Source organism: Saccharothrix variisporea (genome assembly GCF_003634995.1).
Classification (GTDB): Bacteria; Actinomycetota; Actinomycetes; order Mycobacteriales; family Pseudonocardiaceae; genus Actinosynnema; species Actinosynnema variisporeum.
This window is the reverse complement of sequence record NZ_RBXR01000001.1, coordinates 1,426,725-1,440,041: the sequence shown is the minus strand read 5'-3', so window position 1 is coordinate 1,440,041 and position 13,317 is coordinate 1,426,725. Positions and strand designations below refer to the sequence as shown.

At 73.3% G+C, this 13,317-nt stretch carries 11 protein-coding genes; 6 read left to right on the top strand and 5 right to left on the bottom strand.

Annotated elements, in window-relative coordinates; all coding sequences use genetic code 11:
* Nucleotides 1-44 precede the first annotated feature (44 nt).
* Complete coding sequence (locus DFJ66_RS06260) at nt 45-554, top strand: PH domain-containing protein (RefSeq protein ID WP_121218809.1); 510 nt, start codon at nt 45-47, stop codon at nt 552-554.
* Entirely contained in the window at nt 551-1,969 is a 1,419-nt protein-coding gene (locus DFJ66_RS06255) for a PH domain-containing protein (protein ID WP_121218807.1), read from the top strand. The genes DFJ66_RS06260 and DFJ66_RS06255 overlap by 4 nt, the downstream gene beginning before the upstream one ends.
* On the opposite strand, the gene DFJ66_RS06250 is transcribed toward DFJ66_RS06255, so the two are convergent.
* Together DFJ66_RS06250 and DFJ66_RS06245 are read right to left on the bottom strand one after the other, a co-directional pair.
* Nucleotides 1,945-2,217 carry a hypothetical protein gene (locus DFJ66_RS06250; protein WP_147459179.1) on the bottom strand — a complete coding sequence of 91 codons (273 nt, stop codon included), beginning with the start codon at nt 2,215-2,217 and terminating at the stop codon, nt 1,945-1,947. The two genes, DFJ66_RS06255 and DFJ66_RS06250, sit on opposite strands and share 25 nt — an antisense overlap.
* The gene (locus tag DFJ66_RS06245) at nt 2,210-3,250 is read right to left on the bottom strand and encodes an LLM class flavin-dependent oxidoreductase (protein WP_211351006.1); all 1,041 of its coding nucleotides are present in this window, start codon (nt 3,248-3,250) and stop codon (nt 2,210-2,212) included. The genes DFJ66_RS06250 and DFJ66_RS06245 overlap by 8 nt, the downstream gene beginning before the upstream one ends.
* Before the next feature lie 1,089 nt (nt 3,251-4,339).
* Between DFJ66_RS06245 and DFJ66_RS06240 the strand changes: the two genes are divergently transcribed.
* Together DFJ66_RS06240 and DFJ66_RS06235 are read left to right on the top strand one after the other, a co-directional pair.
* Entirely contained in the window at nt 4,340-5,782 is a 1,443-nt protein-coding gene (locus DFJ66_RS06240) for a S1 family peptidase (protein WP_246029605.1), read from the top strand.
* 102 nt (nt 5,783-5,884) lie between these two features.
* On the top strand, nt 5,885-6,856 hold the full coding sequence (locus DFJ66_RS06235) for a LysR family transcriptional regulator (RefSeq protein ID WP_121218803.1): 972 nt from the start codon (nt 5,885-5,887) through the stop codon (nt 6,854-6,856).
* Nucleotides 6,857-6,876: 20 nt separating this feature from the next.
* On the opposite strand, the gene DFJ66_RS06230 is transcribed toward DFJ66_RS06235, so the two are convergent.
* Complete coding sequence (locus DFJ66_RS06230) at nt 6,877-9,138, bottom strand: ABC transporter permease (protein ID WP_211351004.1); 2,262 nt, start codon at nt 9,136-9,138, stop codon at nt 6,877-6,879.
* Nucleotides 9,135-9,821 (bottom strand): ABC transporter ATP-binding protein, encoded by a 687-nt coding sequence (locus DFJ66_RS06225; RefSeq protein ID WP_121218801.1) that lies wholly within the window; start codon nt 9,819-9,821, stop codon nt 9,135-9,137. The genes DFJ66_RS06230 and DFJ66_RS06225 overlap by 4 nt, the downstream gene beginning before the upstream one ends.
* Nucleotides 9,822-10,016: 195 nt before the next feature.
* Between DFJ66_RS06225 and DFJ66_RS06220 the strand changes: the two genes are divergently transcribed.
* Together DFJ66_RS06220 and DFJ66_RS06215 are read left to right on the top strand one after the other, a co-directional pair.
* Nucleotides 10,017-11,426, top strand: a complete 1,410-nt coding sequence (locus tag DFJ66_RS06220; protein ID WP_121218799.1) for a sensor histidine kinase — start codon at nt 10,017-10,019, stop codon at nt 11,424-11,426.
* Nucleotides 11,423-12,088: a response regulator gene (locus DFJ66_RS06215; protein ID WP_121218797.1), complete on the top strand. Its 666-nt coding sequence runs from the start codon at nt 11,423-11,425 to the stop codon at nt 12,086-12,088. The genes DFJ66_RS06220 and DFJ66_RS06215 overlap by 4 nt, the downstream gene beginning before the upstream one ends.
* Here the strand turns inward: DFJ66_RS06215 and DFJ66_RS06210 are convergent.
* A complete protein-coding gene (locus DFJ66_RS06210; protein WP_121218795.1) occupies nt 12,069-13,310 on the bottom strand; it encodes a hypothetical protein in 1,242 nt (413 codons plus the stop codon). The two genes, DFJ66_RS06215 and DFJ66_RS06210, sit on opposite strands and share 20 nt — an antisense overlap.
* Nucleotides 13,311-13,317 lie beyond the last annotated feature (7 nt).

Below are 13,317 nucleotides of genomic sequence, written 5' to 3'. Positions count from 1 at the left end.
GGTGGTCGGACCTAGCGTCGAGCCCGGGAGAAAGGGGGAGTCCGTTGTGGACTTCGAAGAGCCCGGCGACGGTGCCCGCGCCGCCGCCGAGGCACCGGCTGGACCGCCGGGCGATCCGCTGGTGGACCGCGGTCGCGTTGCTGTGGGCGTTGCCGCCGGTGGTGGTGTTCGGGGTGTTGGCGCTGGTGATCCCGCCGACGCGGTTCGTGTTCGTGCCGTTGGCGCTGGCGTCCGGTGTGGTCGGGGCGGTGTACGTGGTGGTCATGCCGCGCTGGCGGTACCGCGTGCACCGGTGGGAGGTGACCGAGGACGTCGTCTACGCGCGCAGCGGGTGGTTGTGGCAGAAGTGGCGGGTCACGCCGCTGTCGCGGGTGCAGACCGTGGACTCGCTGCGCGGGCCGGTGCAGCAGGCGTTCGGGCTGACCGGGGTCACGCTCACCACCGCCTCGACGGCCGGCGCGGTCACGATCCCGGGCCTGGACCGGGCGCTGGCCGAACGGCTGGTGGAGGAGTTGGGGCGGGCCGTGCGGCGGCACGGGGGTGATGCCACGTGACCGGGTGGGAGCGGGTGCACCCGAGGTTGGTGCTGGTCGGGGCGTTGTGGCCGGTCGGTCCGGTGGTCGGGGTGGTGCTGTTCGACGGGTGGTCGTTGCCGGCTGTGATCACCCTGTCGAGTCTGATCGTCACCGGATCGGTGGTGGCGGGTGTGTACACGCTGCGCTGGGCGACCACTCGGTACCGGATCACGGCGACCGCTTTCGAGGTGCGGTCCGGGTTGCTGTTCCGACGTGCGCGCTCGGCGGCGCTCGACCGGGTGCGGGGTGTGGACGTGAGCGCGCAGCCCTTGCACCGGGTGTTCGGGCTGGCCACGGTCGTGGTGTCGACCGCGGAGGGTGGGGTGCGGCTGGACGGCGTGACCCGGGCGCGGGCCGAGCGCTTGCGTGACCGGCTTCGGCCGGCTGGTGGCGAGGTGCGGCTGGCGGCGTTCGACTGGGCGTGGTTGAAGTACGGGCCGTTGACGTTCTGGTCGGTGGGCGGGGTCGGGGTCGCGGTGGGCGGGGCTTACCGGGTGCTTGATTCGTTCGGGGTCAAGCCGTACGAACTGGGGTTCGTGCGGGAGGTGTACTTCTTCTTCGCGGGCCTGCCGGTGTGGGTGGCGGTCGGGGTGCTCCTGTTGGGTGTGGTGGTGCTCGGGGCGTGCGGGTCGACAGCGTGGTTCGTGGAGACGTGGTGGGACTTCCGGTTGTCCCGGTCGGGGGACGCGTTCAAGGTGCGGCGGGGGTTGCTGACCACGCGGTCGATGACGGTGGACCGGGCGCGGGTGCGGGGCGTGCAGGTGACCGAGCCGTTGTTGCTGCGGGCGGTGCGTTCGGCGCGGACCAACGCCATCGCCGTGGGGTTGGGATCGGCGGAGGACCGTTCCTCCGCGCCGAAGTCTGCTTTGCTGCCACCCGCTCCACTCGACTTGGCTTGGCGCGTGGCCACGGAGGCGCTCGGCGTTCCTGCGTCCTTTGCGCTGCGTCGCCATCCCCGGGCGGCTTTGCGGCGGCGTCTCGGGCGGGTGCCTGCCGTGGTGTTGCCGCCGGTGGCGGTGGTCGGCGGTCTCGGGGTGTGGCTCTCGCCGTTCTTGGTGCACTTGGCGTTGCTGGTGGGTTTGGCCGGGTTGGTTGCCGGGACTTGGCTGGCTTTCGACGCTTACCGGTCGTTGGGTCACGCGGTTGATGGCTCGTTCGTCGTCATGCGGTCCGGCACGTTCGCCCGACGCACGGTGGTGTTGCGGCGCGCCGGGGGCATCGGGTGGCAGGTGTCGCAGTCACCTTTCCAGCGCCGTGCCGGGCTGGCCACGCTGACCCTCGCCACCGCCGCCGGGGTGCACGCGTACCGGGTCCACGACGTCCTGGTGGCGGACGCCGTGGACCTGGGGCGGTGGGCCGTGCGGGAGGTTCAGCTGTCCGGGTCCTCGAGGTAGCCGGAGGTGGGCCGGTCGACCCGGCCGCCGCCGTCCTCGTGGGAGTCGATGTGCAGCGCTTGTTCTTCGGGGCCGCCGGTGTAGGAGGTGCCCGCGTCCTGGGCGACCTCGTCGGGTTCGTCGTCCTCCGGCTCCCCGCCGCCGCCCGGGGTGGTCACCTGGATGGCGTCGCGCACCGGTTCCTCCGCGCGGCTGCTCCGGCGCTCCACTTCTTCCTGCTGCTCGGAACGGACTCGTTCATCACCCATGCCCCGGGCTACCCGCCACGCCGTTCGGCCTAACCGGGTTCCAGCCGAGGGCGGGGCCGAGACGGGTGGCGAGATCGGTGAGGATCTGCACGTAGTCCTCGTGCTCGAAGGTGAACGGCAGGGCCGCCGCCAGCTCGTCCACCTCGTGGAAGGCCGGGTGCGCGTGCAACTGCTCGACGATCTGGTCGGTCGTGCCCACCACGTCCGGGGCGAACATCACCCGTGCGGGTCCTTGGGGGCGTTCGGTGCGGGGAAGGCGCTTGCGCACGTACTCCTCGTACTTGGCCTTCTGCGCGGGCGAGGCGCTGTCGGTGGGGATCATGACCACACCCAGCGTGACCCGCGCCGAGTCCTTCCGCGGGTGCCGTTCGCGGAAGTTCCGGATGAGATCACGCTGGATGACACCGAAGTCCTCGGACTCCTCGGCCCGCACGACGTTGTCGGTGAGGAAGTTGAGCCCGTTCTCCCCGGCCCACCGAGCAGACCGCAAACTCCCACCGCCGTACCAGATGCGCTCCGCAAGGCCCGGGGACTGCGGCTGCACCCGATCGGAGTACACCTCGAACCCCTCCTGGGTGGCGTCGGTGACCGATTCGCCTCGGACGTACCGCAGCAGGCGCTCGACACGGGCGTAGCTGAAGTCCTCGTGGTCGGCGGTGGTCGGGTAGAGGGCCGCTTTGACGTGCTCGAACCGCATCGGCGTGCCGACGCTCACGCCGGGGTTGAGGCGTCCGCCGGAGAGGAGGTCGACCGTGGCGAGGTCTTCGGCGAGGCGGAGGGGGTTCTCCCAGCCGAGCGGGATGACGGCGGTACCGAGGCCGATGCGGGTGGTGCGCTGGGAGGCGGCGGCGAGGAGGGCGACGGGGGAGGAGATGCCGTACTGGAGGTGCCGGTGGCGGACCCAGGCGGTGTCGAAGCCGAGGTCCTCGCCGAGCCGGATGATCTCCAACGTGGCCTCGTGCCCGGGCCGCGGGTCGTCACCGTCGAACAACCCGATGGTGAGAAACCCCAACTTCCGCAACGGCTTGACCACCACACCTCCAAGATCGCGTACCGTAGATCATGGCACGCACCCCCAACCCGAAGCCCACATCCTGAAACCCCCGCACCGCTCGCTACGAACCACCCGATCGTGCGACATGCAGGATCTGCAACTTTTCCCGTTCTCACGCGATCCCGTAAGTAGGAAGCGCGGGGCAAGGGCAAGCCTCGGGCCAAGGCAAGAACGCAAGGCAAGAACGCAAGGCAAGAGCCCAAGGCAAGAACGCAGACCCCACCAACCCAGCCACTCCCACCGACCACTCCCACCGACCACTCCCACCGACCACTCCCACCGGCGACTCCCGCGGACCCCGGCCCAACGCCCAAACGCCGCCGCCCCGGTGGAACCGCCGCCCCAGCCACACCGCCCGCACCGCTGGACCCGCCACACCGCCCGCCCGCCGCCGCGCAGCCCGCCCCGCCAGCACCGGCCCGCCCCACCACACAGCCCGCCTGGCCACACGCCACACCGCTGGCGCCGGCCCGCCTCCACCCGCGCTAGCCGGCCAGCCCTAGCTCGCGCCGGCCGCCCAGCTTGCGGCGGCTGCGCCCGCACAGTCCCGCCGCCGCGCCGCCCAGCTTGAGGGGGCTGCCCCCGCACAGAGCCGCTGCCCCGCCCAGGTTTCGGCGGCTGCCCCGCCTGGCGCCGCTGGCCGCCCGCCGAGCCCCGCTGGCCGCCCGCCTAGCGGTGGCAGCGCCGCCCGACCCCACTGGTCGCGCCGCCCCGTGGCGGCCAAGCCCCGCGCAAGCCCACCGCTCGCTCCACCGCGCGCAAGCCCACCGCTCGCCCGACCGCGCGCAAGCCCACGCTCGCCCCACCGCGCGCAAGCCCTCACCGCTCGCCCCACCGCGCGCAAGCGTGCGCCAGCAGCGCCTGAGGCTAGGCGTGGGGAGCGGGCGCTGGCGGAGTTGGGGGGCGGGCGCTGGGGGGAGTTGGTTGGGGGAGAGGGGGCTGAGGGGGTGGGTGCTATGGGGAGTTGTGATCTCCCTGAGCCCGCCCCAGCGCGGTTAGGTTCGGGGTTCTGGCTGGTGGGGCTCGTGGGTCCTGCCGGGCATTCCCTGCGTCCCAAGGAGATCCGCGATGTTTCGACTGCGTTCGTCCCCTGCGGTGATGTCGGTGGTCGCCGTGACCGCCGCCGGTGTTCTGCTGTCAGGGGCCCAAGCGCAAGCAGAGGCTCAAGACCCCGGCAGTGCCAACGGCGATCCGATGGTGGCTGCACTGCGCCGCGACCTCGGGGCAACCGACCCCGCCGCCTTGCTCGCCGCCGAACGAACGGCCCGTGAAGTCGACCGGGTTGCGCGCCAAGCCCTGCACCGCACCTTCGGCGGAAGCTGGTTCGACGCCGATCGCGAAGTCCTGGTGGTGGGCGTGACCGACCCCAGTGCGGCACCCGCGGCGCGTGCGGCTGGGGCGGAGGTTCGGGTTGTGGCTCGGGCTGAGGAAGAGTTGGGGGCGGTCAAGGCGGGGTTGGATCGGGTTGCCGGGTGGGCTCCGGACGGGGTGCCTGGGTGGTACGTCGACGTGCCGGGCAACGTTGTCGTGGTCAAGCACCGGCCTGAGGTGAACAGGCAAGTACGCGACTGGGTGGCGCGCAGCGGAGTGGACCCGGGAGCGGTGGAGTTGGTCGAGTCGCGGGAACGGGCGCGGCCGTTGATCGACGTTGTCGGGGGGAACCGGTACTGGACCAGCAAGTACGGGTGTTCGGTCGGGTTCTCGGTGGTCGGTGGCTTCATCACCGCCGGGCACTGCGGGGACGTCGGGGAGACGACCACCCAACCCGGCGGGCGGTTCGCCGGCTCCAGCTTCCCCGTGGACGACATGGCCTTCGTGCGCACCGACCCGGGCAACACCCCGATCGGCGCGGTGAACGACTACAACGGGGGTCGGGTGGCCGTCGCCGGAAGCCAGGAAGCACCGGTCGGGACCTCGATCTGCCGGTCCGGCGGCACCAGCGGCTGGCACTGCGGCACCATCCGCTCCCGCAACGCGACCGTCGACTACGGCCCCTCGATCGGCAAGGTCTACGAAGCCATCGAGACGACCGCCTGCGCCGAACCCGGCGACTCGGGCGGGTCGGCGATCTCGGGCAACCAGGCCCAGGGCGTCACCTCGGGCGGCTCCGGTGACTGCAAGGGTGGCGCGGCCACGACGTACTTCCAGCCGGTGCCGGAAATCCTGACCAGGTACGGCGTCACGCTCGTCACCTCCGACGGCGGCACGCCGCCCGGCGGGTGCGGGACGGCCGTCACCGGGAACCTCCAGGGCACGGCCGTGGAACCGAAGTCCGGCTACTACGAAGCACCGGCCGGCACGCACAAGGCCTGCCTCACCGGCCCGGCGAACACCGACTTCGACCTCTACCTCCAGAAGTGGGACGGCTCGTCGTGGCGCACGGTCGCGTCCGGCACCGGGCCGACGTCCACCGAGAAGGTCACCTACACCGGCACCTCCGGACGGTATCGCTGGCAGTTGCGCGCCTACAGCGGGTCCGGCCAGTACACCCTGGAGTCGACGAGGCCCTAAACACGAGCCGTAGCGACGCGGGCGGGCTCTTCCACGGGTGCGAGCGGCGGGAGTACGGTCGCGGGGCCGCCGGGTTTCCTACGTGGAGCGGGGGAGTGGCCCGTGGAGCTGGAAGTGCGGCACCTGCGTGCGCTGGCCGCGATCGACGACACCGGCAGCCTCACCCGGGCTGCCCGGCGGCTCGGCATGTCCCAGCCCGCCCTGTCCGGACTGCTCAAGCGCATCGAGCACAGCCTGGGCGGCGCGTTGTTCTTCCGCACCGAGCACGGCTGCCTGCCCACCCCGCTCGGCACGGACGTCCTGGCGCAGGCCCGGGTCGTGCTGGGTGGGATGGGCGCGATCGCCGAGCGCGCCGCCGAGTGGTCGCGGCGCGGGAACCCGTCGGACCCGCTGCGGCTGGGCGGGTACTGCGGGTTCCTGCACGTCGTGGTCGGACGGTGGTTGCGGGAGCAGCCGTGGTGCGCGGACGTGCACCTGGTGGAGGACACCGACGACCGGATCAGCGTGGAGAAGGTCGCGATCGGCGAACTGGACCTCGCCCTGGTCTACCGGCCGCCCCTGCCGACCACGCCACCGCCGAACGTGGCCAGCGTGCTGGTGCACCCGGCGGAGCCGGTCTTCGTGGCCATGGCCCACGACCACCCGGTGGTGCGGCCGGGCCCGGTGGCGCTGGCGGACGTCCTGGACCACCCCTGGGTCGACGAACCGCCCGGCACCACCCGCTGGTCGGGGTACCTGAGCCGGACCTGCCGGGACCACGGGCTGGCGTTGCGCCAACCGCACAGCACCACCTGCCTGGCCACCATGCTGGAACTGGTGCACGCCAAGCTCGCGGTCGGTCCTGCCTTGGCGACCAGCCGGGACCGCCCCGGCGACATCGCGGTCCGGGCGCTGGCGGACATGCCGCTGTGGCAGGAGCTCCGCCTGTTCTACCGCCCGGACACGGTGGTGGCGGCGCACGTCGAGGAGGTCCACGCCCGGGTCCTCTCGGCGTACGCCGCCCGCGTCGGGTGCAGCCCGGCGTTCGACACCTGGTGGCACGACCAGGGACAGGAGCTCCTGCCCGCGGTGTAGAGCCGTACGGGCAGCCGGAACTACTCGGTGCGCAGCGCGGTGGCGGTCCGGGTGCGCGCGGCCCATCCCGCCGGGGGCAGCGCGCCCAGGACCGCGATCACCACCCCGCCCACGACCAACCCCGCCAGCAACCACGGCGAGTACACCGTGAACGCCGCCGCCGGCAGGTTGGTGCCCGCACCCCGCCCCATCGCCGGCAGGATCCGGTCGTGCAGGGCGGTCCCCAGCGGCACGCCCAGCGCCCCGCCCACCAGACCGACCACACCGACCGACGACACCACGACGGCGACGGTCTGGCGCGGAGTCATGCCCAGCGCCTTCTGGACGCCCAGGTCCCGCACCCGGTCGCGGGTGTCGAGCAGGACCGTGTTCAGCACCCCCAGCGCCGACACCGTCACCAGCAGCAAGGTCAGCAACGCGGTCAGGCTGCCGATCACGACGATCGTGTCGCTCAACTGCCCCGAACCACTGGGAAAGGCCCGGACGGCACTCGTCGTCAGCGCCGAGTTCACCCCGTCCACGTACGCCTGCACGTCCGTGCCGGGCTTCACCGACACGAAGAACTTCTCCGCACGCAACTCCGGGAACGTCCCGGCGTCCAGGTACACGGCCAACCCGTCGTGCCGGGTGTCGAACAGCTCGCCCACGATCCGCACCGACACCGACTTGCCCTTGTACTGCAAGGAAACCGTGTCACCGATCCGGCTGCCGGTGGCCGTCATGAACGCGGTCGGCACCACAGCCTCGCCCGGCCCGGAGTACCAGGACCCGGCGATCATCGGGTGGCCGCCCCAGCTCGCGTCCCCGCTGTACGCGTACACCTGCGAGTACCCCGCCATGCCCGGAACGGTCATCTCCGCCCGCGCCAACCCGAAGTACCGGTCGGTCCCCGGCTGCGCCGACAAAGCGGCGGTCACCGCACCGGGATCGGGCTCGGCCCGGCCGGGCCGCATCGGACCCTCCGCCCCCACGGTGACGTCCGAAGTGTCGTAGTCCCGCGCCGACTGCACGACCCCCAGCGACACGCCCAACCCCACGGCGAACGTCACCGCGGCGGTGCCGAACACGACGGCGGCGGTCATCCCGAAAGCCCGTGCGGGCCGGGCGAACGGACGGGCCAGGCCCAGCGCGAGCGGCAGCGGCAACCCCGCGAACCAGCGCGACGCGAACCGCCCCCGCACCCCACCCGAGCGTCCCACGGCCAAGGCGTCCACGGTCCGCAGCCGCCCGGCTCGGAAAGCGCTCACCCACGCCGTCACGGCCACGACGACCAGGACTCCCGCGACCACCACCACGTCGATCCACACCGGCACGGACAGGCCAGCGTCGTACACCTCCTCGGTCTGCCCCAGCACCGGGATGGCCAGCAGGTTCCCCGCCACCACGCCCAGCACCACCCCGGCGGCGGCGGGCACCAGCGCCTGGCCGACGTACGTCCACACCACCTGCCGTGGCGTGCACCCCAACGCCTTGAGCACCCCGATCCGCCGCACCCCGGACCCGACCGCGCCGGCGACGACGTTGCCGACCACCAGCACCGACATCACCAACCCGAGCACGCCGAACGCCACCAGGAACGGCACGAACAACGCGCTCTCCCGCACGGCTTCCTGCTTCGCCGTCAGCCACGACCGCGACCCCGCGACCGCGCCCTCGGGCACGGCGGCCGTCACGGCGGCCAGCGCGGCGTCCACCTCCAGCGGCGCCGCCAACCGGTACAGCATCTGGTAACCCTGCGGCGCGGTCAGCGTCGCGGGCGCCACCCAGGCCTCGGCGGTGCGCGTGACCGACCGGGCCACCCCCACGACCTTGACCACCGGAGCACCCGGCAGGTCGGACAGCGTCACCTGCCGCCCGAAGATCCGGTCCATCGGGAACGACGTGGCCACGACCAGCTCGCCGGGTCCGTCCGCCCACTCGCCCTCGACCAGCGTGAGCCGGTCGACCGGGCCTTGCGGGTCGGCCCGGCCCACGACGGTGACCGGCGGCAGGTCGATCCCGTCCGCCCGCACGGCGCTGGACGCGGTCGGGAACGGGCCGGCCGACGCCGACGCCGTGCTCGCGGTGGCCGCGACCTCCTGGGCCGTGGCGGTGAACGACGCCGACAGGTGCGCCCCGGACTGCGCCGCGAACGCGTCCTCGAACGGCGTGGACGACACCACCAGCAGCGACCCGCCCAGCAGCGCGGCGGTGACGGCCAGCAACGCCGCCAACCCGATGACGCCCGACTGCACCCGCCGCCGGGTCACCTGCGCGCGGACCAGGCTCGGCAGCGCGCTCACCGCGACACCACCTCGTCCAGGGCGACCTGCCCGTCGACCAGGCGCACGGTCCGGCTGGTGCAGCGCCGCGCCAGCTCCAGGTCGTGCGTCACCAGCACCACGGTCTGCCCGTCCGCGTTCAGCTCGGTCAGCAGGTCGGCCACGTCCGCGCCGGACGCGCTGTCCAGCGCCCCGGTCGGCTCGTCGGCCAGCAGCAGCGGCGGCCGGTTCATCAGCGCCCGCGCCACCGCCACCCGCTGTCGCTCCCCACCGGAGAGCCTGCCCGGGTGGGCACCCGCGTGCCGCGCGATGCCCAGGTACTCCAGCAGCTCACCGGCCCGCCGCCGGGCCTGCGCGCGACCCGTCCCGGCCAACCGGGCGGGCAGCACCACGTTCTCCAGCACGGTCAGGTCGTCGAGCAGGTTGAAGAACTGGAACACCATGCCGACCTTCGCCCGCCGGTAGCGCGCGGCCCCCGCCTCGCCCAGCCCGTCGACCCGCGTGCCGGCCACGGTCACCGTGCCCGCGTCCGGCCGGTCCAGGCCCGCCACCAGGTTCAACAGGGTGGACTTGCCGCTGCCGGACGGCCCGATCACGGCCACGGCCTCACCCTCCCGCACGGTCAGCGACACCTCCCGCAGCGCGGGCGGACCGTTCTCGTACCGGCGGGTCACGTCGTGCAGCTCGATCAGCGGCGTGGACATCTGCTTCCTTCCCCTTGAGGTAGCCGGGGACGCTAGGGCCGGGCGGGGCGCGGGCACGTCGGTCGCCGGAGCCATTTCCGCTACCGCGTCGGGAGGACTCGACGCGGTGTCATCCCTCCGGCGTAGTCGAGCGTCGTACGGCGGGGAGACCTCCGGAGGGGTGTCGTGGCGGGGCGCGTCGGTCAGAATGGGCCGATGATCGACCGACTGCGCGCGCGGGCGGCCCGGGTCACGCGCCTGCGCGGTCCGGTCGCCGACCTGCTGCGCCCGCTGCCGGACCACGTCCACCAGCGGGTGCGGGCCTGGGCGGAGCCGGAGGACCCGCACCGTCGCGGCCCGGTGTCCGATCGGCTGCGCGCGGCCGTGGCCGCCGTGCTGCGCCCGACCGGACCGCTGCCCCGACCCGGCCGGCGCAGCCTGGTCTTCGACGCGCTGATCGCCCTGGTCCTGTGCGTGGGCGCGCTGGACTTCGCCCTGAACATCACCGACTTCGACGCCCCGGTCGGCCTGTTCCCGCCCGACCCGATGGCCCCGCCGCCCCCGTTCTCCCCGGTCACGGAACCCCACTCGGCGTTCGAGGGGTCGGAGTTCGGCGCGGTGGTGGTGGCGCTGGTGGCGTCGCTGGCGTTGGTGCTGCGCCGCCGCTACCCGCTCGCCGTGCTGTGGGTGGTGGTCCTCGTGGGGCTGACGGTCCCCGACGCGCCCCGGCTCACGTTCTACGCGTGCGTCATCGCCGCCTACACCGCCGCCGCCTACAGCCCGTACCGGGTGGCGACGCTGACGTCGCTGCCGCTGGCGGTGCTGGCGCTGTGGCTGCCCGAGCACCCGGTGCTGCCGACCGTGCCCAACGAGTACGTGCCGCTGCTGGTGGTCGTGCCGCTGGTGCTGGCGGCCAACGGTCTGCGCACGTGGAAGCTGCGCGCCGACGAGCGGAGAACCCGGCTGTCGGTCATGGAACGCGAGCAGCGGGACGCGCTGCGCCGGGCCGTGGAGCAGGAACGCGCCCGCATCGCCCGCGAGCTGCACGACGTGGTCACCCACAACGTGAGCGTGATGGTCATCCAGACCGGCGCGGCCCGCAAGGTCATGGCCTCCGCGCCCGACCAGGCCCGGGACGCCCTGCTCGCGGTCGAGGCGGCGGGCCGCTCGGCGATGGCGGAGCTGCGGCACGTGATGGGCCTGCTCACCCCGGACGGCCCGCACGCCGACGACCTCGCCCCGCAGCCCGGTATCGACCGGCTGGACGACCTGGTGGGCCGGATGCGCGGCGCGGGCCTGCCGGTCGGCCTGACCGTCGCCGGCCCGCCGCGCCCGGTGCCCTCCGGTGTCGGGCTCGCCGCGTACCGGGTGGTGCAGGAAGCGCTGACCAACACCGTGAAGCACGCCTCCGGCGCGTCGGCGACCGTCACCGTCGAGTACGCCCCCGACCACCTGTGTGTCGAGGTCGCCGACACCGGCGGGGTGGCGACCGGCGCGGCGGGCAGCGGGCGCGGCTTGATCGGGCTGCGCGAACGGCTGTCGGTCTACGGCGGCACCCTGCACACCGGTCCCCGCCCCACCGGTGGCTACCGGGTCAAGGCCCTGATCCCGTTGGAGGGCACGTGACACCGCGGGTCGTGGTCGCCGACGACCAGCTCTTGGTCCGCACCGGGTTCACCATGATCCTGTCCGCGGACGGCATCGACGTGGTGGCCGAGGCGAGCGACGGCGCGCAGGCGGTCGAGGCGGTCCGGCGCACCAAGCCGGACGTCGTGCTGATGGACATCCGGATGCCCGAGCTGGACGGCCTGGAGGCCACCCGCCGCATCCTCACCGGCCGGCCCGACGAGCCGCGCGTGATCATGCTGACGACGTTCGACCTGGACCACTACGTGTACGCGGCGCTGGCCGCCGGGGCGAGCGGGTTCCTGCTCAAGGACGTCACGCCCGAGCACCTGGTGTCCGCCGTGCGGCTGGTGCGCACCGGGGACGCGTTGCTGGCCCCGACCATCACCCGGCGGCTGGTCGAGCGCTTCGCCCACCGCGACGGCGGCACGACGACCACTGCGCACCAGGACCTGGCCGCGTTGACCCCGCGCGAGCTGGAGGTGTTGCGGCTGCTGGCGAGCGGGCTGAGCAACGCGGAGTTGGCGGGCCGGCTGCACCTGTCGGAGGCGACCGTGAAGACCCACATCGCCCGCATCCTGGCCAAACTCGGGCTGCGGGACCGCGTGCAGGCGGTGATCGCGGCCTACGAGACCGGCTTGGTCACGCCCGGCGGGTCGTGAGCGCGGCCAGCACCTCGTCGTGCCCGCGACGTTCCCGCACCAGGTCGCGCAACCCCAGCGCGGGCAGGTCGCCGACCAGCACCAGTTGCTCACCGGCCCGGGTGGACCGCAGTGCCGCGCGGGTGTGGTCCAGGTTCGCGCGGTCGCGGGTGAAGCCGTAGAGGACGACCTGCCGGTCGCCGCCCCGGAAGTCCTGCGCGCCGACGTTGCGCCGGAGGCGGTCGTGCGCACCGATTATCGCCACGAGCCGCGCCGTGACCTCCTCGGCCTGGGCGACGTGCGGGACGACGACCGCCCAGTCCCGGCCGGCGGTGTCGTAGTGGGCCGCGAGCCGGGCGAGCAGGTTGGCTTCGACCGGGTTGTAGAAACCGTGGCCGCGCCGCCGCGTGGGCCGTTCCCGGCGGCGGCGCGCGGGCAGGCCCGAGGTGTCGACGAAGGCCAGCGGACCGGCGAAGACGTCGTCGCGGTGCACGTGACCGGTCGCCGTGGGCGGTCTTTGGCCGCACAGCCGGGCGCAGAACTCGGCGATCTCCACCGGCACCTCGCGCCGGCGCGTCAGCCGCACGACGTTCGCGGCCGGCAGCCGGGCGGCGATCTCGGCGAGCACACCTCTGTCCTCACCGACCAGCACCACCCGCCGGAGGTCCACCAGCCGCACCACCAACTCCGGCCAGGCCAACCGATCCACGTCGTCCACAGTGGACACACCGGCGGCCCGCAACGCCTCGACCAGCCGTGTCTTCCCGCTGCCCGGACCACCCAACACCACGAGCAGGTCCGGCACGGCCAGCGCCCGACCCAACGCCTCCCGCTGGTCGGCATCCAACCCGCTCGCCGGCACGTCGAGCGGACTGAAGGGCGCGACCACACCCTCCGCCAACGGCACCACCAGCCGGTGTCCGCGCAGTGCGCGCAACGCCGAGCGGTGGCGAGCGAACGACTCGGCGACCGGTACGAGCACGCCGGTCGGCGGCACGTCCGCGGGCTGGTCGAACTCAACGGTGACGGTGCGCGCGTCCACCCGCAGCACCCGACCGTGCACGTCACCCAGCCGCAGCAGCGAGCCCACGGCGGGCAGGTGCGGGCCGATCACCACGAACGTCCCCGGCCCCGTGGCGCGGAAGGGGTAGGGCGGCTCGGCACGGGCGGCGGCCACCGCGGCACGCTCCTCCGCGTCGATCACGCGGGCGAGTCGGCCGACGAACGCATCCACCCCGTGCACACCACCA

What these genes read in the sequence shown, in the direction of transcription:
- DFJ66_RS06240 (WP_246029605.1), top strand. Translation starts at nt 4,340, where the DNA reads ATGTTTCGACTGCGTTCGTCCCCTGCGGTGATGTCGGTGGTCGCCGTG.
- DFJ66_RS06220 (WP_121218799.1), top strand. Translation starts at nt 10,017, where the DNA reads ATGATCGACCGACTGCGCGCGCGGGCGGCCCGGGTCACGCGCCTGCGC.
- DFJ66_RS06250 (WP_147459179.1), bottom strand. Translation starts at nt 2,217, where the DNA reads ATGGGTGATGAACGAGTCCGTTCCGAGCAGCAGGAAGAAGTGGAGCGC.
- DFJ66_RS06225 (WP_121218801.1), bottom strand. Translation starts at nt 9,821, where the DNA reads ATGTCCACGCCGCTGATCGAGCTGCACGACGTGACCCGCCGGTACGAG.